Origin of the sequence: Streptomyces fuscigenes (genome assembly GCF_021556455.1) — a bacterium.
Classification (GTDB): domain Bacteria; phylum Actinomycetota; class Actinomycetes; order Streptomycetales; family Streptomycetaceae; genus Streptomyces; species Streptomyces fuscigenes.
In genome coordinates this window covers 1-22,464 of record NZ_JAKGCV010000001.1, presented here as the reverse complement: position 1 = coordinate 22,464, position 22,464 = coordinate 1, and the positions used below count along the sequence as shown (strand labels likewise).

At 70.6% G+C, this 22,464-nt stretch carries 17 protein-coding genes and 3 pseudogenes; 17 read left to right on the top strand and 3 right to left on the bottom strand.

Annotated elements, in window-relative coordinates:
• Positions 1-454: 454 nt before the first annotated feature.
• Both L1885_RS00100 and L1885_RS00095 read left to right on the top strand, forming a co-directional pair.
• Positions 455-1,579 carry a hypothetical protein gene (locus tag L1885_RS00100; RefSeq protein WP_235794810.1) on the top strand — a complete coding sequence of 375 codons (1,125 nt, stop codon included), beginning with the start codon at positions 455-457 and terminating at the stop codon, positions 1,577-1,579.
• A gap of 282 nt (positions 1,580-1,861) precedes the next feature.
• Positions 1,862-2,083: pseudogene (locus L1885_RS00095) on the top strand (alcohol dehydrogenase catalytic domain-containing protein); the annotation flags it as partial.
• 71 nt (positions 2,084-2,154) lie between these two features.
• On the opposite strand, the gene L1885_RS00090 reads toward L1885_RS00095, so the two are convergent.
• Together L1885_RS00090 and L1885_RS00085 are read right to left on the bottom strand one after the other, a co-directional pair.
• Positions 2,155-4,263: a SpoIIE family protein phosphatase gene (locus L1885_RS00090; RefSeq protein WP_235794809.1), complete on the bottom strand. Its 2,109-nt coding sequence runs from the start codon at positions 4,261-4,263 to the stop codon at positions 2,155-2,157.
• A gap of 318 nt (positions 4,264-4,581) precedes the next feature.
• Positions 4,582-4,965, bottom strand: a pseudogene (locus tag L1885_RS00085) (hypothetical protein); the annotation flags it as partial.
• 1,106 nt (positions 4,966-6,071) lie between these two features.
• Here L1885_RS00085 and L1885_RS00080 point away from each other — a divergent pair.
• The 13 genes and pseudogenes from L1885_RS00080 (at position 6,072) to L1885_RS00020 (ending at position 18,584) form a co-directional block, all read left to right on the top strand.
• Positions 6,072-7,319: a serine/threonine-protein kinase gene (locus tag L1885_RS00080; protein ID WP_235794877.1), complete on the top strand. Its 1,248-nt coding sequence runs from the start codon at positions 6,072-6,074 to the stop codon at positions 7,317-7,319.
• Entirely contained in the window at positions 7,316-7,672 is a 357-nt protein-coding gene (locus tag L1885_RS00075; protein ID WP_235794808.1) for a hypothetical protein, read from the top strand. The genes L1885_RS00080 and L1885_RS00075 overlap by 4 nt, the downstream gene beginning before the upstream one ends.
• A gap of 1,597 nt (positions 7,673-9,269) precedes the next feature.
• A pseudogene (locus L1885_RS29305) lies at positions 9,270-9,380 on the top strand (hypothetical protein); the annotation flags it as partial.
• Between the two features lie 140 nt (positions 9,381-9,520).
• Positions 9,521-10,468, top strand: a complete 948-nt coding sequence (locus tag L1885_RS00065; protein ID WP_235794807.1) for a tyrosine-type recombinase/integrase — start codon at positions 9,521-9,523, stop codon at positions 10,466-10,468.
• Between the two features lie 12 nt (positions 10,469-10,480).
• Positions 10,481-11,803 (top strand): bifunctional 3-oxoadipate enol-lactonase/4-carboxymuconolactone decarboxylase PcaDC, encoded by a 1,323-nt coding sequence (gene pcaDC, locus L1885_RS00060; protein WP_235794806.1) that lies wholly within the window; start codon positions 10,481-10,483, stop codon positions 11,801-11,803.
• A gap of 329 nt (positions 11,804-12,132) precedes the next feature.
• A complete protein-coding gene (locus L1885_RS00055; RefSeq protein ID WP_235794805.1) occupies positions 12,133-12,768 on the top strand; it encodes an MBL fold metallo-hydrolase in 636 nt (211 codons plus the stop codon).
• 30 nt (positions 12,769-12,798) lie between these two features.
• The gene (locus L1885_RS00050; protein ID WP_235794804.1) at positions 12,799-13,578 is read left to right on the top strand and encodes an exodeoxyribonuclease III; all 780 of its coding nucleotides are present in this window, start codon (positions 12,799-12,801) and stop codon (positions 13,576-13,578) included.
• A 181-nt stretch (positions 13,579-13,759) separates the two neighbouring features.
• Positions 13,760-14,467 (top strand): GntR family transcriptional regulator, encoded by a 708-nt coding sequence (locus tag L1885_RS00045; protein ID WP_235794803.1) that lies wholly within the window; start codon positions 13,760-13,762, stop codon positions 14,465-14,467.
• 157 nt (positions 14,468-14,624) lie between these two features.
• Positions 14,625-15,338: a DUF969 domain-containing protein gene (locus L1885_RS00040; protein ID WP_235794802.1), complete on the top strand. Its 714-nt coding sequence runs from the start codon at positions 14,625-14,627 to the stop codon at positions 15,336-15,338.
• Complete coding sequence (locus L1885_RS00035) at positions 15,335-16,303, top strand: DUF979 domain-containing protein (RefSeq protein WP_235794801.1); 969 nt, start codon at positions 15,335-15,337, stop codon at positions 16,301-16,303. Before L1885_RS00040 ends, L1885_RS00035 begins: the two co-directional genes overlap by 4 nt.
• A 63-nt stretch (positions 16,304-16,366) precedes the next feature.
• The gene (gene pcp / locus L1885_RS00030) at positions 16,367-17,008 is read left to right on the top strand and encodes a pyroglutamyl-peptidase I (protein WP_235794800.1); all 642 of its coding nucleotides are present in this window, start codon (positions 16,367-16,369) and stop codon (positions 17,006-17,008) included.
• Entirely contained in the window at positions 17,005-18,057 is a 1,053-nt protein-coding gene (locus tag L1885_RS00025) for a DUF2891 family protein (RefSeq protein WP_235794799.1), read from the top strand. The genes pcp and L1885_RS00025 overlap by 4 nt, the downstream gene beginning before the upstream one ends.
• An 86-nt stretch (positions 18,058-18,143) precedes the next feature.
• Entirely contained in the window at positions 18,144-18,584 is a 441-nt protein-coding gene (locus tag L1885_RS00020; RefSeq protein ID WP_235794798.1) for a DUF6278 family protein, read from the top strand.
• A gap of 608 nt (positions 18,585-19,192) precedes the next feature.
• On the opposite strand, the gene L1885_RS00015 is transcribed toward L1885_RS00020, so the two are convergent.
• On the bottom strand, positions 19,193-19,948 hold the full coding sequence (locus L1885_RS00015; protein WP_235794797.1) for a hypothetical protein: 756 nt from the start codon (positions 19,946-19,948) through the stop codon (positions 19,193-19,195).
• A 138-nt stretch (positions 19,949-20,086) separates the two neighbouring features.
• Between L1885_RS00015 and ggt the strand changes: the two genes are divergently transcribed.
• Positions 20,087-21,910 (top strand): gamma-glutamyltransferase, encoded by a 1,824-nt coding sequence (gene ggt, locus L1885_RS00010; RefSeq protein WP_235794796.1) that lies wholly within the window; start codon positions 20,087-20,089, stop codon positions 21,908-21,910.
• Between the two features lie 245 nt (positions 21,911-22,155).
• Positions 22,156-22,434, top strand: coding sequence for a helix-turn-helix domain-containing protein (locus L1885_RS00005; protein WP_235794795.1), 279 nt, complete (start codon positions 22,156-22,158; stop codon positions 22,432-22,434).
• The last annotated feature ends 30 nt before the right edge of the window (positions 22,435-22,464 follow it).

Here is a 22,464-nt window from a genome sequence, read left to right as displayed (position 1 = left end):
GGCCATCCCTGGATGGGCGCCAGGTTCAGCGCGTCGTGGGGATCGCGGGAGCCGTTGGAGTTCCGGTCGACCCGGGGCGCACGTGGTATGTGCCGCCGCGGCTGGTGCGCCCGCCGCGGCGAATCTCCGGCCACGCCGAGCCGGTGGAGGGTCTCCTGCTGGATCCACGCGTCGATACGTGCGAGGTCTTGGAGCAGGAAGCGGCGCAGGAACCGGGCGCAGGAACTGTTGGAGGCTGCCGGCCCGGGGCCGGGCGCGGCCCAGGCCAACGAGCACCCATGAGGGGTCCGCAGGCCTTGCGGGCGGGGTCGTGACGTCTCTTCAGGCTCTTCGCGCGCCGAGGTCGGTGTGCCCGTGGCAGGCGGGGGTCTTCGTCCGGATTGGGGTGCCGACGTTATGTCGGGGACATTATGGGCACCTTTGAACGCCGTGTGGTCGACGAGAAGAGGCTGTCGTGGATGAGTCGTCGCAAACTGTCACGGTCGTGGCGCTCCTGGCGGACCCGGACGCGCCGACGGACGTCGCGCAGCGCGCAGCCCGGGGCCTCCCCGCTCGCCTCGCGGACAGGCTCGGTCGGCATCGGGACTTCGACGTCAGGGTCGTGAGTGAGCCCTTCACCGCGGGGAGTGAGGACCTGTCCACCTTGACGGGCCGAGTCCGGGAGCGCGGACGCGGCGAGGACTGGGACGTCGTGGTAGCGCTCACGGACCTGCCGTTGCACGCGCGGGGGCGCAAGCTCGTCGTGGAGGTCAGCCATGAGCACGGCCTGGCGCTGCTGTCCCTCCCCTCGCTGGGGGGCCTGCGTTTCCAGAAGAGGGCCCGGCGGGCGGTGGAGAGGGTCGTGGTCAGCTTGGCCGCCGGTCAGACTGGTGGGGCCGAACGGGCCCGCCTCCGTCTGGGAGGTTCCACCGGTCGCCTCGCACGCCGGGCCCCGGTCGGCGAGGAGGAGGCCGCGGATCTCCGGTATGTCGTCGGCGGGCCGCGCGGTTACCTGAGGGTGCTTGGCGGCATGGTCCGGGCGAACCGGCCGTGGCGCCTGGTTCCGGGGCTGTCGAAGGCATTGGCGGCCGCACTGGCCACGGGGGCGATCGCCACCGTGAACTCCACACTCTGGAATCTGGCCGCGTCCCTCGACATCGCACGTCTCGTGATTGCCACGGTCGGCTCCATCGCCCTCATGATCGGCTGGCTCATTGTGGATGCGCGCCTGTGGCATCGGTCGGCGGAGGACTCCCCGGAGGCGAGGCAGCGGGCGGCTCTCTACAACGTGTCCACGGTCGTGACGGTCGGCATCGGGGTGGTTGTCTGCTACGCGGGGTTGCTGGTCATCAACTTCGTGTGGGCGCTGTTCATCCTCAACGGCCGCGTCTTCGCCTCCTTCACACGGACTCCGCTGCACGCCGCGCAGTACTGGGCGATGGCCTGGTTCGTCGCTTCGGTCGCCACGGTGGGCGGCGCCCTGGGGTCGGGGCTGGAGAGTGACGAGGCGGTCCGGGCAGCCGCCTACTCCAAGCGCGAGCAGGAACGTCGTGACATGCTCCGCGACACCAGCGCTGACGGCTCGGGGGCAGGTGCCTGAGTTTCGGGTGCGTGGCCGGTCGGTGCCGCGCCTTGACGATTCCGGCGGGTCGGCCAGTGCATGGCTGTTTCGTCTCCGGGCCGGGGGACACCCGGACGTCACGTCGCGCGGCGCCGTGGTTCGGCCGGCGAACCGGCGACGAGATCCCCGCCCCGGAGATCCGGGTGGGCGGGGCCCGCCCAGGCACAAGAGCACCGTCGTAGCGCCGCTCGGGACGCGGGCTCACACGCGTGTTCGCATCGTCGCCACGACGCTCACGCCCCGACACCCAGGCAAGTCGTCATGAAGGCAGCGGTATACGAAGGTCCGCGCACGGTCACGGTGGAGGATGTAGCGGACGCGAGGATCGAGCACCCCTGCGACATCATCGTCAAGATCACCGCAACCGACATCTGCGGTTCGGACCTGCACATGCACGAGGGCCGCACCTCGTTCGAGACCGGCCGTACGCTCGGTCACGAGAACATGGGCCAGGTCGTGGAGGTCGGTTCGGCCGTCAGCAAGCGTCGCGGTCCCAGCCTCACCCCTGCCGGTCTGAGCGCGGAATGAGACCGCGGATCACTCCCGCAGCCCCCTCACGGCAACTGGTCCGGGGCCGCCTGTCCCGGAGAGAGGGACTGCTCGGTCCAGATGGTCTTGCCCGAACCGGTGTAGCGGGTGCCCCACTGCTGCGCGAGTTGGGCCACGATGAAGAGTCCACGGCCGCTTTCGTCCAGGGTCCTGGCATGGCGGAGGTGGGGCGCGGCGGGACTGGTGTCCGAGACCTCGCAGGTCAGGAACCGGTCCCTGATGAGGCGCAGTTGCACCGGAGGCGCACCGTGACGGATGGCGTTCGTCACGAGTTCGCTGACGATGAGTTCGGTCGCGAGGGCGTTGCCGGTCAGGCCCCACTCCTCCAGTTGCCGCACCGCGCGGTCACGGGCCCGGGCCACCTCCCCGGGATCCGGGGGGACGTCCCAGGTGGCGATCTGGTCCTCGTTGAGAATCCGCGTGCGGGCCAGCAGGAGAACCGCCTCGTCCTCGGGGCGCTGGACGCTCTTGACCGAGTACACGGCCTCGTCACGCAGTCCCTTCAGGGTGCGGTCGCGCCAGGAGAGCACCTCGCGAAGGCGGTCGCGGGCAGTGCCGGGCGAGGTGTCGCCGTATGCCCGCGACAAGCCGTCGTTGTACAGCGCCAGAACGCTGCCCGCGGGAAGCCGCGTCCGTGCGGCTGCGAAAGGCTCGTGTTCACCGCCCAGGGGCGGGCCGTGCGGTACCTCGGGGCTCTCGTCGATGCCGTCGGGCCGGACGAGAACCGGAGGGGGGTGGTCGGCGCACGCGATGGCGCAGTCACCGGTGGCCGGGTCGTACACCACATATGTGCACGAGGCTGTCAGCGGTTCGGCGTGCATCGGGTCGGCGGGCGGCAGAGCGGACCGTTCCGCCGCCAGGCGGATGACTGTGTCGTTGAGGCGTGCGAGAAGTTCGTCGGGCTCCGGATCCAGTGCGGCGAGCGCGTTGATCGCCGCGCGGAGCTGTCCCATGGCGGTGGCGGCATGGATACCCCGTCCGGCCACGTGGCCCACGGTCAGGGCGAGACGGGCGCCGGACAGCGGGATGGCGTCGAACCAACCCCCGCTCGCCTCCGCGGGCCGGTGGAAGTGGACGACCTCGGCCGCCCCCTGGGGGGCATGGCCCTGGGGCAGAAGGCGGCGTTGCAGGGTGAGCGCGACGGTGTGCTCCCGTGTGAACCGGCGGGCGTTGTCCAGGCATACGGCCGTGAACGCCGCCAGGTCACTCGCGAGAACCACGTCGTCTGCCGTGAAGGGGGCGGTTCGGGCGGAACGGTAGAAGGCGGTGATGCCGAGCACGGCTCCGCGCACGACGAGCGGGGCGACGATCATGCCGTGGACACCCGCCTCGCGCAGCGCACGTCCCCGTTCCGGATCCGCGGCCAGCCATGATGTGGTCTCGTCCAGAGTGATCAGGCGGGGCTCGAGGTCATTGAGGCTCTGTGTGTACGGCGTGGGGTAAGGAAACCTGCCCGTCTCACCCAGCATATGAACCTGCGTCAGGCCGGTGGACGACGTGAACGCCGTGCGCCGCATCGGCTCGTCACCGAGGAGTGGTCCGAGCGGAGGTTCGTCGCCTCGAACCACGGCGTCCAAGACATCCGCCATTGCCGTGTCCGCGAAGTTCGGTACGGTCACCTCCGTGAGTTCACGGCAGATCGTGACCATGTCCAGGGAATCGGCGATCTTCTTCCGAGCCGCATCGCGCACAGCACCGCGCGCCAGCTCTTGCTCGCGTTCTGTCACGTCGATCACGGAGAACACGGCGCCGAGTACGTCACCGTTGCTCTCTTGGAGGCGGAACACGGAGAGCGAGTAGACATGCTCGGTGTGGGGCTCGGCGGTCGGACGGCCGGACACGAGGCGATCGAGGACCGGAGCACCGGTACTCAACACGGTGCGCGCCATGTCCTCGACGTCCTCGGTGTCCATCGCGTTGATGACCTCTACCACGGGGCGACCGACCAGATCGTCCGCGGTGGAGCCCTGGATGCCGTCGGAGGCGGTGTTGACGCGTCGGACGCGCAGCTCCGTGTCCACGATCAACAACGCGACCGGCGCTTGTGTGAACAGGACCTCCAACAGCGCCGCACGGACCTCGCCGCTGACTCCACCGCCGCGGTTCGGGGCCATACGCACCTCACCAGCTCACTGTTCCGGCAGCACGGCCCAGGGGAGCCGAGCAGACAGGTATCCGACGAGCCGTCCGGCCCCGGCCGACGCGGCCCGCCTCCCCGCGATCCGCAGCTTCCCCGGTGGAAGGAGCCGGCTTCCGTGACCGATCAGCTGTTCGCGCAGCAACTGGTTCATGCCAGGTCCTACGCCTTCTACCGGGTCTTCCCGCCAGCCACTTCACCAGCAGACCCGAGTGCATTGTCGCCCGGGGGCACCGACTGCTGGCCCAACGCTCCGTCTACGGGTACCGAAGTGCCCGTTCTTCACTCGGAGGGCCTACACGCCACGCCCGTGCCTCCTGCCCACGGAGGCGGTGTTCCGATGGTCAGCGAGGGAGTCCCACAGCGCGCCAAACTGGAGTTGGTCCGCCGCAAACTGTTTCGGATGTACCGCCGCACCCTTATCCACGGTCACGGCTCCCCGCTGCCACTTGCCGGCGCACATGGCTCCGGGAGCGGAAGCCCTCGCCCAGGGCCTGGTGGCCCGCGTGGTGATGGCCGCCGTCTCCGTCTTGGCCGCCGCGGAGATCGCTCCCGCGCCGGGCTCCTTGTATCGGGGCCGCAGACGGATCATGGCGGGACGTACGCCGGTGGCCAGGAGGAGCCCGGTGCCTTTGGGAAGTGCGCGGATCCTGTCCGGCGGCAGCACCTGGTCCTGCCGGTGTGCCGTCGGCTGAGAGGGTGCCTGATCGTGGTGCGGAGCCGGCTTGCCATGGGTTCCCGGGGGGAGGGTGCTGATCAGGTGTGGGCTGGGTCGAGGCGGACGCCATGCCCGGCCCCAGGTCGGCAGGGCGGTGGCAGTGGCTCGATGCGGGCCGGCGGCGCGACGGGGGTGCAGCCGGTCAGTACGGCGGCCAAGACCGCAGCCCCATCGGCCCCGACGGCGAGATTGCAGCGCGTGGCGCCTACTGTTGCGCCGTCTCCATCGCTTAGCTCACCTCACGGGTCGGTACACCATTCAGGCTGGTGAGGTGCCGCGCCAGAGGTTGGCGCCGGCGACGAATACGATCGGGTCCATGAGGACCAGCTCTGTACGTACTCGGGCTTCGAACTCGGTTCGGGGTGTCTGCCGGGAGGGCCTCGATGAAGGCGCGGGAGCCATATGAGAGCCCCCAGTCCCAGAACGTGTCGGCGTCAGGGACGGGGAGACGCTGTTTGATGGCGTTCTCACGGACACTGATGAACCCCGCCGTCGTGAGCAACTGCTCTTCGTCCAAAGGGCGACTGAGTCGTCCTTCGCCGATGGGTATCAGGGGCTGAAACTCGCGGAAGAGGGCGCCGTGGAAGTCCCACTCCGGTGCGTCCTCGACCGGACCGGGGACGGAGAAGGAGAACACCCCCGCCGCGAGCGAGGACACGACGGGTCTCTCGGGCCGCCGCAACAGGATCCTCGCGCAGATGGACGACGAATCCCGCGGCGCCCGCATCCCCGCCGACGGCGGTCCTGCGGCATGGGCCGTTTCGCGTGTACGCGAAGGGCTGGGGCACCCCGGTGTCCGGTTCCCTTGCGTGGTGACAGGCCGGGCAGGTGAGGTGCTGCGGGCGCTGTCGGTGCCGAAAAGATCTGGATCGACACCTGCGGGGTGTGGGAAGGGCTCAGAATGGCGTGAATGGGCGGAGGGCGTGGTGGCAACAACTGGAGCGAGGACGGGGCGGGCTCAGGGGCCGGGTGGATTCATCGCGGGTCGTTACAGACTGCGGCAGTCTCGGCCGGGGGACCCGTCCGTTTGGGTCGCCCTCGATGAGGAGTTGGACCTCGTTGTGGAGATGACGAAGATCGGAGGCGCGCTGGCCGGTGAACCGGCCGACTTGGTCAGGCAGCGACTGCAACACGTCCGACGAAGGATTGTGCACCAGGCCCGGTTGCGCCATCCCTACTTGGTGGCCGCCAGGGACGTGGTGGAGGACCGCTCCGGACTATGGCTTGTCACGGAGCACGTGCCCGGCGCCGTTACTTTGGCGCAGGCGTTTTCCGCACACCCGTTGCAGACGAGAGAGACCGCGCGCATCGGAGCCGCGGTACTCGATGCGCTCGAATCACTCCACGCGAACGGCATGGTGCATGGTGACGTACGGCCGGGCGCCATCCTGCTTGCGCCGGACGAGTCGGGAGATCCGCACGGACGGGTCCTGCTGGCAAACTACAGGCCGGATCGGGCCCTGGTCGACCATCAGCTCGTTGAACAAACACTTGACCGAGCTGATTTTGCCGCGGTGATGGGAAGCCCTGCCTACATGGCGCCGGAGATGATCCGGGGCTTTCGAGCGACCGAGGCGTCGGACGCTTTTTCCCTCGGTGCCACGTTGTACGCGGCCGTAGTGGGCCACAGCCCCTTTGCACGTCCCCCGGGGGAGGACTGGCTCCGCGCCGTTTCATATGCCGTGGTGCACGAGGACGCGCTGATGCCGCCCGAGGTCGGCCCGCTCGAACCGGTCCTGCGGGGACTGCTGGCCAAACAGCCTGAAGAGCGGGTGGACTTGCTCGTCGCGGCGTTGAAACTGAGGGAGATCGCTGAGGGCTCGCACCCCATGGACGTGGCGACCACAGGCTTAGGGCTTCCCGCATTACCTGTGGCGAGGGGGCCGCAGAATGAGCCGCCCGTGCCGAAGCGTGCGAGGGGTGCCGTCGATACCGGCCGACCGCCAGCGCCGAGCTCGTGGGTCCTGCCGGCCTTGCTGCTCGTCGCGTTCTGCGCAGGCCTCGCGCTCGGCGTCCCGCTCGGTTCCTGGTGGAGCCTGGCGCTTTTCGGCGTTGTGTGGGCTGGGCTGGTCGCGGTTGGCTCGGCCCGTGCTCTATGCCGTCCAAGTGGCCCCGCAACCGTCCAACATCTGAGCGCTGGACGCTCCCGAGCTGCTGCGTTTTTGGACGGATTCACGGCTCCCGCCGGGTTTCTGCGCTCGAGTCCCGTCGCCTCGTCGACATCCCCAGGTGTGGAAGTCCTCCTTCGAGATGCCTACGAACAGCTCGGGCCGCCGCCTGCCGAGGACCCCGGTACTGCGGGGGGCGGCCGGTGAGCGACGCGACGCCGGTACCGGAGCCCGAGGCACCGGGCCGATCGAGAAGCAGCTGGCACGATCTCCCCATTGAGGAGCAGATCGCCTCCTGGGAAGCCGCGGTTCCAGGCAGCGCGGAACGGATGCTGCGCCAGATCGAAGCGGACTACGAACATCGACGCTGGTTGGATCGCGTGGAGATCCGGTTTCGAGTATTCGGCGCCACGCTGGCCGGCACGGGCATCACAGGAGTGTTCTGGCTCACGAAGTATCTGATCGACCAGGGTGACCCTGCTTACGCGGCCGGAGTCTTCGGCGCCAGCGTCGCAGCGTTCGCCGGACTGGTGATCAGACGCGAACGTCACGATGGCTGAGCGACACGCTCGCAGGCGGTCACGACGATGCCGGAGCGCAGCAGTCCCACCCTTTGGGTCTCTGGGCTGAGCGCGTCACCGGCCCGACCGCGGCCTCCAGCGCACTGCGCAGTGGCGGCAGCGTGTCCAGGTCCAACTCTCCGCCCACCTCGATGACCCACGCCCCGCCGCGGTCGTACTGCGTGAGTATCGGCGGTGTAGGGGTGGCGTGGTTGTGGTGGTGATCCGGCGTCGTCGGCACGGTCCGGAGCCTATCTGTGGCTTCGAGGGGCTGTTGAGTCAGCCTGGCGGTCGCGGGCAGGCCGGTGCCGTCGAAGGGCGCCTGGGCGGTGGACGCGAGGTTCCCGGCCGAGTCGTCAACGATGCTCGACGGTTGGTGTCGGGCAGGGGCGGGTTGCGGCAGGCGCGTCCGTGGGTGAGGGTGCATCCCGCCGTGCGCTGTCGCCGGGGCGGGCAGGGAGGCCTTGCATGAGCGGCGGGTGGGTACCGGCGGGACGGCGGGGATCATGCGTTGGGCGGGGGAGGGCGCTGCGGGGCGGGGTGCGGGCAGGAAGTCGTCCCACTCCTGGTCAGGAAAGCGGTCGCGGACCAGGTGCAGGGGTTGGTGCGGCTGGTACGCGAGGCCGGTGGCGGTGAGGCTCCGCCCGGTTTGTGCAAGCCTGCTGCTGCTGGATGAGGAGGTGGAGGCCGGTGACGTCCATGAACGAGGCCTCGCTCAAGTCCCTGACGATGTCGGTGGCGGACGGCGGTGGCAGGCGCTGGGCCGCGGTCAACAGGCCGGGCGGCGTGTCGAGGTCTATGTCTCCGCGCGGGCTCAGCGGGAAAATGTGCGTGAGCGACGTACTTTTGCACGGGATCCTCGGTTACCTGAACCGGCGATTCTCCGGAGCATTGTAGAAGTTCGATCGTCGTGGGGTTCGCTGTAGTGAAGGAACAGACCCGTTTACCCATGTCGCATCTTCGGGGAGCTTGTCCATGGCCTCAGCGCCGTGCAGGACACGGTCTAAGGCAAAGGTCATGCTCGAGGATGGCGAGCCTGAGATCGATAAGTCCTGTCCACTTTGCAAGGCAAGTATTCGCCCACGGCAGACAAGAAAAACCGCCGAAAGGCTGGATGGCGACCACGGGAATATGCCAACATGCAACGCCCGGCCAATGCTGGGCCAGAAGCTACTAGTGGTCAGCCGCGGTCAGGGATTTCGAGAATGTGCGGGATGAAGGGCTGTATGAGTTGCCTGGCTGGTGTGGCGCCTCAACCAACGTACGTGTGACGGGGTGCTGGCGGTCGGACTCGCGCCTTGCGCTCCCTCTTATTTGACTTCCTGGCGGGAGCTGGCCCTGTGGCGTCACTGCGGTGACGGGCGACGTAACTGACGTTCACCGAATAACCAAGGCGGGGATCGTCGGCATCATTTGAAGCCAGGTAGTTGATCTGCTGCAGAAACTGGCGCGTGTCTTGGTCAATGTTCTGCAGCGAACCAGGCGCAACTGGAATTCCCGAGATCCGCACGGTTCACCGCCGTTCCTGGCGGTCGCCTGTACCAGCGCAAGTGGTTGCCAGGGTGATATCTGCGCCGAAAAAACTGGAGGGTCGAGCGTGGCAGAACCGATCAAGAAATTGCCGCCGAATTCGAAGGGGGAGGTGCGTTACCGATTCGTGGTGGACGGTGGCATCGATCCCGTGACTGGGAAGCGTAGGCAGATAAAGCGTACGTTCGACACTCTGAAGGAGGCGAGGGCGGAGTATGCGCGAATTACCAGTAAGTGCTACGAAGGGACGTTCATCGCGCCCAACAGGATGACTGTGGACGAGTGGCTGGACCAGTGGCTTGCGATGAAGGCGAAGATTTGGAGTCCACGACCGTCTACAACTACCGCGTCACCCTGGAACGTGTGCGTGGGAGGCTCGGGTCCATCCGGCTCCAGGAGCTCACCGAACAGCACGTGGAGGAGTGGATGCGGTGGGCCCTCCAGGGAGGCCGGGTGCGTGGTGGTATGGCCGGTACGGGACTTGGGGTTACCTCCGTGGACATGAGCCTGGCGAGGCTGAAGGAGGCCCTGAATCGGGCCGTCACGCGGCGGCTGCTGACCGTGAACGTGGCGAGTGAGGTGCACATTCCGCTGAAGGCTCGAAAAGCGGAGCGGAAGGCAAAAAGGGTCGTGCCGCCGTGGACTGCCGCGGAGGTGGGCGATTTCGTGGCGGCGATGAAGGGGGATCGCCTGAACGCACCGCTGCTTCTTTCCTTGATGGGCCTCCGCCCGGCCGAGGTCTGTGGGCTGCGGTGGTCGGACATCGACTTGGACGCGGCCACGCTCAGCATTGCCAACACGCGGACCCTTATGGGTAATCGCATCGTGGTGGAGAAGGACACCAAGAGCTTGGCGGGGGAACGCATGCTGCCGCTCCCGGTGCTCGTGCATGAAGCGCTGAAGACGTTCCGTGCCATGCAGGCGAAGGAGCGTCTGGCGGCGGGCGAGGGGTACGAGGGCGGGATGTACGCGCTCGTGGAAGAGCTCGGCGCCCCTCTGAACGTACGGCAGCTGAGGGAGCGGGCCTACAAGATCATGGACGCAAACGGTCTTCGCCGGGTTCGTCTGTACGATGCTCGGGCGTCGTGCTTGACGTACCTGGCCAACAACGGCGTGGCAGATCACCTGCTCGCCGTGTGGGCCGGGCACGCGAACGTGAGGACGACCAAGAAGTGGTACGTGAAGCCGGATGTGGTGGATCTGCTTCCGGCGGCAGAGGCGTGGGGCGGTCTCGCGAGGGGGAGTGTGACAGATCGTGACAGATGAAGGTGTGATCCCGTGAGCGAGATATCGACCAAGACCCTGCAGTACCGCGTTGACGGGCCAAAAGACGCCCCGACCCTGGTCCTCGGGCCCTCCCTCGGTACTACATGGCACATGTGGGACCGGCAGGTACCCGAGCTCGCCAAGCAGTGGTGCGTGGTGCGCTTCGACCTGCCGGGCCACGGGGGTGCGCCCGCCGTGCCCGCCGGCTCCGTCCCGGAGCTCGCGCAGCGCCTGCTCGACACGCTCGACGGCCTCGGTGTCCAGCGCTTCGGGTACGCGGGCTGCGCGCTCGGCGCCGCGGTCGGCGCGGAGCTGGCGCTGCGCAGGCCCGACCGGATCGCGTCGCTCGCCCTGACGGCGGCCTCGCCCCGCTTCGGCACGGCGGACGAGTTCCGCCAGCGTGGCGTGATCGTCCGGGCCAACGGCCTCGAGCCCATGGCGCGCAGCGCACCGGAGCGGTGGTTCACCGCCGGCTTCGCGGCGGCCCAGCCGGCGATCGTGGAGTGGGCGGTGCAGATGGTCCGCACCACCGAGCCCGCCTGCTACATCGCCGCCTGCGAGGCGCTCGCCGCGTTCGACATCCGGGCGGAACTCGGCCGGATCACCGTGCCGACGCTGGTGCTGGTGGGCGCCGAGGACCAGGTGACGGGGCCGGCGGAGGCGCGGACCCTGGTCGCGGGCATACCCGACGCGCGTCTCGCGCTCGTGCCCGGAGCCTCGCACCTGGCCCCCGTCGAGCAGCCCGCGGCCGTCACGGACCTGCTCATGCACCACTTCTCGACGGCCTGGTACAACCCGTCGGACACCTCGACGGGCATCACGATCCTGCCCGAGCGGCTGCCGGCCGCCCCCCAGGAGCCCGCGGCCCCGCGCCCCGGCGAGCCGGGGACCGGCGAGGAGCCGGCGTCCGAGCAGGCCGAGCAGCCCGAGCCGGTGGCGGAGCCCTCCGCGCACGCGGACGCGCACGAGGCCGGCATGCGGGTGCGCCGGGAGGTCCTGGGCGACGAGCACGTGGATCGCGCCGTCGCCGCCACGGACCCCTTCACGGAGGACTTCCAGGAGCTGATCACGCGCTACGCGTGGGGCGAGATCTGGACCCGGGACGGACTCGACCGCCGCACCCGCAGCGTCATCACCCTCACGGCGCTCGTCGCGGGCGGCCACTTCGACGAGCTGAAGTTCCACACCCGGGCCGCGCTGCGCAACGGCCTGAGCCCCGCGGAGATCAAGGAAGTGCTCCTGCAGAGCGCGATCTACTGCGGCGTGCCCGCCGCGAACTCGGCGTTCAAGGTCGCCGGAGCGGTGATCCGGGAGGAGACCCGGCCGCAGGAGTAGGCCCGGAGGAGATCCGGCCGCAGGAGTGGGCCCGGAAGGGACCCGGCGGCAGGGGTGGGCCCGGGAGGAGACCCGGCCGCAGGAGTAGGCCCGGGAGGAGACCCGGCCGCAGGAGTAGGTCCGGGAGGAGACCCGGCCGCAGGAGTAGGTCCGGGAGGAGACCCGGCCGCAGGACTGGGTCCGGGAGGAGACCCGGCCGCAGGAGTAGGAGGATGGCGGTGGGAGCACCGCTCCCGCCGAGGGGCCGCGCCGGCCCCGCCCCCCGCAGGCGGCACCGGGGCACACCGGTGGCCCGGCCCGGGGTATCCGACGAGCAAAGGCGGTCGACGGTGAAGTTCACCAAGCGCAAGCACGCGTGCGTGTGGCTGGAGAAGGACGGGCGCACCCTCGTCATCGATCCCGGCGGCTTCAGCGAGGAGGACGCCGCCGTGGGCGCGGACGCCAGCCTGGTCACGCACGAGCACCCGGACCACTATGACGAGGGACGGCTGCGGGCCGGGCTCGAGGCCGATCCCGCGGTCGAGCTGTGGGCTCCGCGCAGTGTCACCGACAAGATCGCGGCGGCCTTCCCCGGCCGGGTGCACGCCGTCGGGCACGGCGACACCTTCACGGCCGCCGGCTTCGACGTACAGGTGCACGGAGAGCTGCACGCCGTCATCCATCCGGACATCCCGCGCATCCCCAACTCGGGGTACCTGCTGGACGCCAGCGTCTTCCACCCGGGGGACGCGCTCACGGTCCCGGAGGCTCCCGTGGACACGGTCATGCTGCCCGTGATGGCGCCGTGGAACCGGATCTCCGAGGTCATCGACTACCTGCGGGAACTCAAGCCGCGGCGCGCATACGACGTGCACGACGCCCTGCTGACCGACACCGCGAGGCCGCTCTACGACGGGCTCCTCGGATCGCTCGGGGGCGGCGCCGACCACGGCAGGCTCGCGCCCGGCGAGTCGCTGGAACTCTGACTGTCGTACCCCGCCGATAGGCTGGCCCGCATGCGCATCGCGACCTGGAACGTCAACTCGATCACCGCCCGGCTGCCGAGGCTGCTGGCCTGGCTGGAGAGCAGCGGCACGGACGTGCTGTGCATCCAGGAGGTCAAGGCCACCGAGGAGCAGTTCCCGACCGCGGAGCTGAGCGAGGCGGGCTACGAGTGCGCCGTCCACGCCACCGGCCGGTGGAACGGGGTGGCCCTGCTCTCCCGCGTCGGCCTCGCCGACGTGGTGCGGGGCCTGCCCGGCGGCCCGGAGTACGACGGCGTCGCGGAGCCGCGTTCCGTCTCCGCGACCTGCGGCCCCGTCCGGCTCTGGTCGGTGTACGTGCCCAACGGCCGCGAGGTCGGCCATGAGCACTACGCGTACAAGCTGCGCTGGCTGGAGGCGCTGAAGGACGCCGTCGCTCAGGACGCGGCAGGCCCGCGCCCCTTCGCCGTCCTCGGGGACTACAACATCGCCCCGACCGACGAGGACGTATGGGACAGGTCGGCCTTCGAGGGCGCCACGCACGTCACCCAGCCGGAGCGGGACGCCCTCGCGGCCCTGCGCGCCACGGGCCTGGGCGACGTGGTGCCGCGCCCGCTCAAGTACGACCACCCCTTCACGTACTGGGACTACCGGCAGCTCGGCTTCCCGAAGAACCGCGGCATGCGGATCGACCTCGTCTACGGAAACGAGCCGTTCGCGTCCGCCGTCAAGGACGGCTACGTCGACCGTGAGGAGCGCAAGGGCAAGGGGGCGTCGGACCACGCGCCGGTCGTGGTGGACCTCGACGTCTGACCGCGGTGCCGCCCGTGCGGGGTGAGTGTGCGCGGGCGGCGCGGCGGGCCGCCCCGGGTGGCCGGGAAGGCATCGTCATCTGACGGAAACAATTGTTCAACGATCCTCCCTGGGGATAGGGTTTCGTTCCCGTGACACGGTCGTCACGGGCCGACCTGTCCGCCCAGGGGGGAAGATCCGCATGAGCACCGACCTCGGTCCCGCCCTGTCCGAGCTGCTCGCCGCGCGGGAGGCGCTGAGCCGCAAGAGCACCGCGGAGCGGGTGGCCGCGATACTGCGTGAACGCATCGCGCAGGGATCGTTCCCGCCCGGCAGCCGCCTGTCGGAGGAGCGCATCGGCCAGGCGCTCGGCATCTCCCGCAACACGCTGCGCGAGGCGTTCCGGCTGCTCACGCACGAGCGGCTGCTGGTGCACCGGCTCAACAGGGGCGCGTTCGTGCGGGTCCTGACGGCCGCCGACATCGCGGACATCTACCGGGTCCGCCAGGTCGTCGAGTGCGCGGCCGTACGCTCCCACGGCATGCGCCCCCAGCCCCTCGACCAGGTCGAGGCGGCCGTCGAGGCGGGCCGCCACGCGGCCGAGACGGGCGACTGGCCCGCCTGCGGCACCGCGAACATCCACTTCCACCAGGCGATCGCCGGCCTCGCCGGCAGCGAACGGCTGGACGACCTGATGCGGGGCGTCCTCGCTGAGCTGCGGCTCGCGTTCCACATCATGGATGACCCCCGCCGTTTCCATGAGCCCTATCTCACCCGCAACAAAGAGCTGCTCACCGCGCTGGAGTCCGGTGACGTGGCGGGCGCGGAGCGGATGCTCGGCTTCTATCTGGAGGATTCCAGAAGGCAGTTGGCGGAGGCGTACCCGGACCCGGCCGGGCTGCCGGACTGACGCCGGACGGCTGCGGAGCGCGGCGCCCCCGGACGGGGACGAAAAACCTGTGCCGCCCATAGTCTTGTCGTATCGTTCAACAATCATCTAGCCTCCGTGCACACCCCCCGGTCCGCGCCGCAGCGTTGCGGAGCCCTGTACGGAAGGCCGAGAGCGCATGATCGTTCTGCTCGGCGTCCTCGTGGTGATCCTCGGATTCGCCACAAGGCGCAACCCTCTGCTGGTCGTCGGAGTCGCCGGGATCGTGACCGGAGTGCTCGGCAAGCTCTCACCGGACGAGATCCTGAAGACGTTCGGGGAGAGCTTCGCCTCCAGCCGGTCCGTGACCATCTTCGCCATCACGCTGCCGGTCATCGGCCTGCTGGAGCGCAACGGCCTCCAGCAGCAGGCCCGCACGCTCATCGGCAAGCTCGGCAGCCTCACCACGGGCCGCTTCCTCACGCTCTACCTGCTGCTGCGCCAGGTGACCGCGGCCGTCGGCCTCCAGACCATCGGCGGGCCCGCCCAGAGCGTCCGCCCGATGATCGCGCCGATGGCCGAGGCCGCCGCCGAGCGCAAGAACGGCGGCCGGCCGCTGCCGAGGGCGGTGCGCGACAAGGTCCGCTCGCACGCGGCGGGCGCCGACACCGTCGGCGTGTTCTTCGGTGAGGACATCTTCCTCGCCATCGGCTCGATCCTGCTGATCACCGGCCTGGTCAACGCGACCTACCACACGCACCTCGAGCCGCTGAACCTCGCTCTGTGGGCGATACCCAGCGCCATCTGCGCCTTCCTCGTGCACGGCGCCCGGCTGCTGCGCTTCGACCGCACGCTCGAACGCGAGCTGGTCGTCGCCAACGCCGAGCTCGACGTCGAGGAGACCTCGAAGTGATCAAGGCCGAATGGTTCTACTGGCTGGTCGGGGCCGTCTTCATCGTCATGGGCGTGCAGACCCTGCTCGACCGTTCCAACGCCAAGCGCTACACCTCCGGCAGCTTCTGGACGCTGCTGGGCGTCACGTTCTTCTACAGCTCCTGGGTCGTCGACAAGTCGCTGCCCTCCGAGCCCCTCGGCATCGCCGTGCTCGTGCTGATCTGCCTGGGCGGCTTCAACCTCGTCGGCAAGGGAACGCCGAAGACCACCGACGAGAAGCAGCGCACCGAGCTGGCCAAGCGGTTCGGCAACAAGCTGTTCATCCCCGCGCTGACCATCCCCGTCGTCGCCGTCGTCTGCGCCGTCGTGATCCCGAAGTTCCACTTCGGCGGCCACGTGGTCTTCGAGAAGGGCAACGAGACCATCCTCGGTCTCGGGGTCGGCGCGATCGTCGCCCTGCTGGTCGGCATGTGGGTCCTGCGCGAGCCGCGGGTCTCCGTCCCGATCCACGCCGGACGGGGTCTGCTGGAGTCCATGGGCTGGGCCCTGCTGCTGCCCCAGCTCCTCGCCGTTCTCGGCGCGATCTTCCAGGCGGCGGGCGTCGGCACCCAGGTCGGCAAGATCACCGAGAAGATCCTGCCGGACGGGCAGCTGCTGGCCGCCGTGGCGCTGTACTGCGTGGGCATGTTCGTCTTCACGGTGATCATGGGCAACGCGTTCGCCGCGTTCCCCGTCATGACCGCGGCCATCGGCTGGCCGGTGCTGGTGCAGCACCTGCACGGCAACGCGGCGGCCGTCATGTCCGTCGGCATGCTCGCCGGCTTCTGCGGCACGCTCTGCACGCCGATGGCGGCCAACTTCAACCTCGTACCCGCCGCCCTGCTGGAGCTCAAGGACCAGTACGGGCCGATCAAGGTGCAGGCCCCCACCGCCGTCGTGCTGCTCGCCTGCAACATCCTGATCATCTACTTCTTCGCCTTCTGACCGGTGCGGGCCCCCCGGGGGCCCGGCCCGCGTCCCACCCCCCCCTCGCGCTACGGAGCATCCATGAGAGTCCTGATCACCGGCTTCGAGCCGTTCGGCGGCGACGGGGTCAACCCGTCGTGGGCGGCGGCCCAGCAGCTCGCCGCCGCCGGCATCGAAGGGCTCGACATCACCGCGGTCCGGCTCAGCTGCGTGTACGGACGGGCGATCGAGGAACTCCGGGCGGCCGTCGCCGAGACCGGCCCGGACCTCGTCCTGTGCACCGGCCAGGCCGGCGGGCGCAGCGGCCTGAGCGTCGAGCGCGTCGCCGTCAACGTGGACGACGCCCGCATCCCCGACAACGCGGGCAACCAGCCGGTGGACGAGCCGATCGTGCCCGACGGTCCGGTCGCCTACCTCGCGTCCCTGCCGGTCAAGGCGTGCGTCGCCGCGGTGCGGGAGGCGGGCCTGCCCGCGTCCGTCTCCGGGACCGCGGGGAACTTCCTGTGCAACCACGTCTTCTACGGGCTCGCCCATCTCATCGCGACCGAGCGGCCCGCGCTGCGCGGCGGCTTCGTGCACGTCCCGTACGCGCCGGAGCAGGTCGTCGACCGGGCCGAGCCGTCCATGTCCGTCGCGGACATCGCCCGGGGGCTCGGCATCATCGCCGAGACCGCCGCCCGTACCACCACGGACCTCCGGGTCCCGGAAGGAGCGACGCATTGAGCACCCCGCCCCGGGGCGCCGGCGCGCACGCCGCACTCGCCCCGCACGCCGGCGCCTTCGCGCGCCTCGCCGTCGGCAACATCACCCGCGCCTATCCGAACTTCCCCGCCCACCTGCTGGCAGGCCCGGAGGACCTGGTCGACCCGCGGGTGCACCACCCGGCCTTCTACGGCGCGTACGACTGGCACTCCGCGGTCCACATGCACTGGCTCGCGATGTGGCTCCTGCACCGCTGCACGCCCGGCGCCGACGAGGCCCGGGCGATCACCGCGGCGCTCGACGCGCACCTGACGCCCGAGGCCCTCGCTGCGGAGGCCGCCTACCTGCGGGCCCACCCCTCCTTCGAGCGTCCCTACGGCTGGGCGTGGGTCCTGATGCTCACCGCCGAGAGCGCGGAGCGCGAGGACCGGCGCTGGTACACGGCGCTCGCACCCGCCGCCGGCGCCGTCGCCGAGCTGATCCTCGACTGGCTGCCCAAGGCCCGCTACCCCGTGCGCCACGGCGTGCACGGCAACAGCGCCTTCGCCCTCGGGCTGGTGCTGGACGCGGCGGAACGCGCCGGGGTGGGCCATCTGGCCGAGCCCGTGGGGGCGAAGCTGCGCGCCTGGTTCGACGCCGACCAGGGCGGCTCGCTGGCCTGGGAGCCCTCCGGCCAGGACTTCCTCTCGCCGCTGCTGACGGAGGCGGACGCGATGCGCCGGGTCACCACCCCGTCCGAGTTCGCCGTCTGGACGGCCGCCCTGCTTCCGGAACTCACCGCCGCCGCGCACCGGGGGGACCGGCTGCTGCTCGCGCCGCCCGAGGTCACGGACCCCGCCGACGGCCAGATCGGCCACCTGCACGGACTGTGCTTCAGCCGGGCCGCCGCGCTGTACCGGCTGGCGGACGCGCTCGGCGACTTCCGCACCCGGATCCTGCGCGAGACGGCGGACGCCCATCTGGCGGCCGGCATGTCCGCGCTCGGTTCGGGCGACTTCACGACGGACCACTGGCTCGCCACGTTCGCCGTGCTGGCCCTGGAGGCAGCGGACGCCGGCGGGGCCGCCTGAGCGGCCGGGCACAGCCGTCTCACAGTCCGGGACCCGCCCCGCGCGTCCTATGGTGCCTCCCCGGCACGGGTGGCACGCTGAGCGGTATGAATATCTCTTTCCTGGACACTTGGCGCAACAGGCGGCGGGGCGGCGGCCCCGGGCCGTCGTCGGCCGCCGCCGCCCGTGAGCAGGAGGGGATCACCGAGCTCCTGTCGGAGTGCGAGCTGCTGCGGGTGCACGCGATGCGGCTCGGGCTCCGGCTGGACGACTCGGTCGACTCGTTGTCCGCGCTGGACCAGCTGCCGCCGCGCTGGCGCGAGGACAAGGAGGAGCTGCCCTGGTTCGGCAACGACGCGGGCCTCTACCTCGGCACCGTGATCGTGCGAACCGTCCCCGGGGCGCGGTGGAACATCTGGCCGAGCGGACATCCCGTGGTGCGTCTCGCGTCGGGCCGTGAGATCCAGGTGGTGGAGGCCGGTCTGGACTGGGCCGTGACCGGAGCGCCCGAGCTGGCCCAGGTGTACGCGGAGGCCGCCGAGGCGTGACGCCCCGAATGGCCGATCTGTGCGTAGTTTGCAGTAAATCGCGCTTATGCCGGATTTATGCGTGTCGTCCGTGTCCTCCTCGAAGTCCCTTGGCCGCATGGATAGTTTGCGCTGACCTCGACAGAGCCGAGAATGGGGTAGGGCAGCATATGGCCGTCGAATCGTTGATCGAGCCACATCAGCGCAGAGCAGGGCCTCCAGGCCGAAACTCGACTAGGATGGGGAGTTCATCCCGGACGGGATCGGTGGCCGAGGGCGGCACCCCGGCCGCACCAGGGATGCTGCTGCGAGGCGTGCAGTAGCTCAGGGGCAATGGCCCGGACCGGGCGGCAGCCGGTGATCACTTCTCTGTTCAGGGGAGAAGGTCAGCTGCGGGCCGGCCGGGTTGTGCTCGGCGTGGAGCGGGCCCACGCCGCGTGGAAGCGCGGCGGGGGCACCGCTCTTTTTTCTGCCCTTCCCGCCTTCGCCCCCGGGCGCCCGTGTTCCGTGGCCCCTCCCGCCCGCTCCCGTCAGCCTTCCCCCTTCCCCGTCGGCGGCCCTTCGAAGCCTCACTTCCGCCACGCGCGGGGGGAGTTCGGGCCCGGCGGGCCACCCGGGCAGCACCGCCGTCAGGACTTCTCGCCCGCACGGTGCGAGGGCCGCTGCGTGCCGGCGGGCGCCGGCTCCCTGGCCGCCTTCGTGACATCCGCCACGAACTCGGCGACGTCGGGCCCGTACGCCTGGGAGTTGACCACCTTGAGCAGCAGGCAGAACGGCCCGTCACCGTGCTTGCGCTGCAGGCGCTCGTGGTGCCGGGCGAGATAGCGCGCCGCCGCCTGGTGCGCGATCGGGCGCTGCCCGCAGAACACGAACACCGGTCGGGCGCCCTGTCCGCCCGTCAGCCGCGCCAGCAGGACGTGCTCGGCGACGCCGGGCTGGACGCGGTAGAAGTCCGTCCCGATCCGGAACGAGCCGCGGTCGGGCCCCTGCTCCGGGTCGGCCTCGATCCTGACCCCCGGGAGCATGGAGGCCAAGTGCGCCGCGGTCCTGCGGTTGACGGACGGCCCGCCGACGCAGAACTCCGTGCGCTCGCCGAACCCCTGCTGCGTGGCGTCGTGCGCGACGAGCCGGGTGTGGGCGCCGCACTCCTTGGCCACCGCGGACAGCTCCAGCAGCGCGAAGACGTCGTGCCGGTGCACGGAGGCGTCACCGCCCGGCTCCCGGCCCACCACCGCCAGCGCCTCCGCGTGCTCGGGGAGCCCGAAGAACGCCTGCTTCCTTCGCAGCGCGCGGCGCCACAGCGCGGTGCGGGCGAACCAGCCGAGTGCCCCGCAGGCGAGGGCCGCCACCACGCCGAGCACGATGTCGCGTACGTCGTCCGTCATGGCCGGGCATCGTAGCGGTGTTCCGTACCGGCGTTCGAGCCCCGGGTGCGAGGGGACTGGCTGACGTGTTCCTGACGCATCGTGGGGTGCGGGGCTAGGCTGCCCGGACTGACCGCTTCAGGGGGTTCGGAGGTACGGATGCGCCGCTCCACCGCACGGAACGTCTCGGCACTGGCCGTCACCGCGGCCATGCTCACGGCCGGTGCCGCCGCGCCGCCGTCGGCCGCCCACGGCCGGGCGCCCGCCGCCGCGCCCGCGAAGACGCCGGTCGCCACCGGCTACGGGGGAGCCGTGGCCAGCGTGGACGCCGACGCCACCGCGGCGGGCATCCAGGTGCTCAAAAACGGCGGCAACGCCGTCGACGCGGCCGTCGCCACCGCCGCGGCCCTCGGCGTCACCGAGCCCTACTCGTCGGGCATCGGCGGGGGCGGCTACTTCGTCTACTACGACGCGAAGTCCCGTACGGTGCACACGATCGACGGCCGGGAGACCGCGCCCGCCTCGGCCGGCACCGGGCTGTTCCTCGACGAGAACGGCAAGCCGCTGCCGTTCGACGACGCCGTCACCAGCGGCCGCAGCGTCGGCGCACCCGGCACGGCCGCCACCTGGGACAGCGCCCTGCGCGCCTGGGGGAGCAGGTCCCTCGGGCAGGTGCTCACGCCCGCCGAGCACCTCGCGAAGGACGGATTCACCGTCGACGAGACGTTCCGCTCGCAGACCGCCGCGAACCAGGCGCGGTTCGCGGACTTCCCCGACACCGCGAAGCTCTTCCTTCCCCACGGCGCGCCGCCCGCCGTCGGATCGACTCTCCGCAACCCCGATCTGGCGCGCACCTACGAGAAGTTGGGGCGCCAGGGCATCGGCCTGCTCTACCACGGGGACCTGGGCCGCGACATCGTCCGCACCGTCCGCACGCCGCCCGTCGCCCCGGGCACCACCCGGGTGGTGCGCCCCGGAGACCTGACCACCGGTGACCTCGCGCGCTACGGCACGGTCTTCCGCAAGCCGACCGAGGTGTCCTACCGGGGCCTCGACGTGTACGGGATGGCGCCGTCCTCGTCCGGCGGCACGAGCGTCGGCGAGGCACTCAACATCCTGCGGAACACCGACCTGAAGCACGCCTCGCAGGTGCAGTACCTGCACCACTACATCGAGGCGAGCCGGATCGCCTTCGCGGACCGCGGCCGATGGGTCGGCGACCCCGCGCAGGAGGACGTGCCGACCGCCGGGCTGCTGTCCAGGCGCTTCGGTGACTCCCGCGCCTGCCTGATCAGCGACAGCCACGCCCTCACCAGCCCGCTCGCGCCCGGCGACCCCCGCCACCCCGTGCCCTGCGCGAGCGGCGGGAAGGCCGTCCCCACGACGTACGAGGGGCAGAACACCACGCACCTGACCGTCGCCGACAAGTGGGGCGACGTGGTCGCGTACACCCTCACCATCGAGCAGACCGGCGGCAGCGCGATGACCGTCCCCGGCCGGGGCTTCCTGCTCAACAACGAACTCACGGACTTCTCCTTCGCGCCCGCCGACCCGGCGGTGCACGACCCGAACCTGCCGGGCCCCGGCAAGCGCCCGCGCTCCTCGATCTCGCCGACCGTCGTGCTCGACCGCGACCACCGCCCGGTGTTCGCGATCGGCTCCCCGGGCGGCGCCAGCATCATCACCACCGTCCTGCAGACGCTGACCAACCGTGTCGACCGCGGGATGCCCCTGGTCGACGCGATCGCCGCGCCGCGCGCGAGCCAGCGCAACGCGGCCACGACGGAGCTCGAACCGGCCCTGTACAACAGCCCGTTGCGCGGGCAGCTGGAGGCACTCGGGCAGAAGTTCACGCAGATCGACGAGATCGGCGCGGCCACCGGCGTCGAGCGCCTGCCCGACGGCCGGTGGCAGGCCGCGGCGGAGAAGGTGCGCCGGGGCGGCGGCTCCGCGATGGTGGTGCGCCGCTCCGGGCCGCAGTAGGCGGCGGGACGGGCCGCCGCACGGGACCCGAGGGCGCGGCCCGGCCGGGTGGCCGCGCCCTCGGTGACACCTTCGAGTGCCTTCGAGCACCTTCGGCGGCGGCCGTGGTGCCGGGGCCGTGCCGGTAGGACGGAGGCCGCGGGCGGCTGCGCGCGGCCTCCGACGCGCGCTCGATCCGGCGGCCCCGGCACCGCGGGCACGGTTCCGGGCTTGCCAATAATTATACCGGTCATAGAATGGGCGGCATGGTACGCACCCCGCTCACCCCCGCAGAGCGCGAGCGCGGCGAGCGCCTCGGCCGCCTGCTGCGCGAGGCCCGCGGCGGGCGCAGCATGACCGTGATCGCCGCCGCGGCGGGCGTCTCCGCCGAGACGCTGCGCAAGATCGAGACCGGCCGTGCCCCGACGCCGGCCTTCTTCACGGTGGCCGCGCTCGCCGACGCGCTGGGCCTGTCGATGGACCGCCTGGCGGTGGCCTGCGAGCCTGCGCCGCTGCCCGCCGTCACCCTCCCGGCGACGGCCTGACGGGGCCGTCCCGGCCGCGCCCCGAGGCTG

Bases quoted from the DNA above. Each gene is read 5' to 3' on its own strand.
- L1885_RS00090 (WP_235794809.1), bottom strand. From the start codon at position 4,263: ATGGCCCCGAACCGCGGCGGTGGAGTCAGCGGCGAGGTCCGTGCGGCG.
- L1885_RS00080 (WP_235794877.1), top strand. From the start codon at position 6,072: ATGACGAAGATCGGAGGCGCGCTGGCCGGTGAACCGGCCGACTTGGTC.
- L1885_RS00050 (WP_235794804.1), top strand. From the start codon at position 12,799: ATGCGCATCGCGACCTGGAACGTCAACTCGATCACCGCCCGGCTGCCG.
- L1885_RS00045 (WP_235794803.1), top strand. From the start codon at position 13,760: ATGAGCACCGACCTCGGTCCCGCCCTGTCCGAGCTGCTCGCCGCGCGG.
- L1885_RS00040 (WP_235794802.1), top strand. From the start codon at position 14,625: ATGATCGTTCTGCTCGGCGTCCTCGTGGTGATCCTCGGATTCGCCACA.
- pcp (WP_235794800.1), top strand. From the start codon at position 16,367: ATGAGAGTCCTGATCACCGGCTTCGAGCCGTTCGGCGGCGACGGGGTC.
- L1885_RS00020 (WP_235794798.1), top strand. From the start codon at position 18,144: ATGAATATCTCTTTCCTGGACACTTGGCGCAACAGGCGGCGGGGCGGC.
- L1885_RS00015 (WP_235794797.1), bottom strand. From the start codon at position 19,948: ATGACGGACGACGTACGCGACATCGTGCTCGGCGTGGTGGCGGCCCTC.
- ggt (WP_235794796.1), top strand. From the start codon at position 20,087: ATGCGCCGCTCCACCGCACGGAACGTCTCGGCACTGGCCGTCACCGCG.
- L1885_RS00005 (WP_235794795.1), top strand. From the start codon at position 22,156: ATGGTACGCACCCCGCTCACCCCCGCAGAGCGCGAGCGCGGCGAGCGC.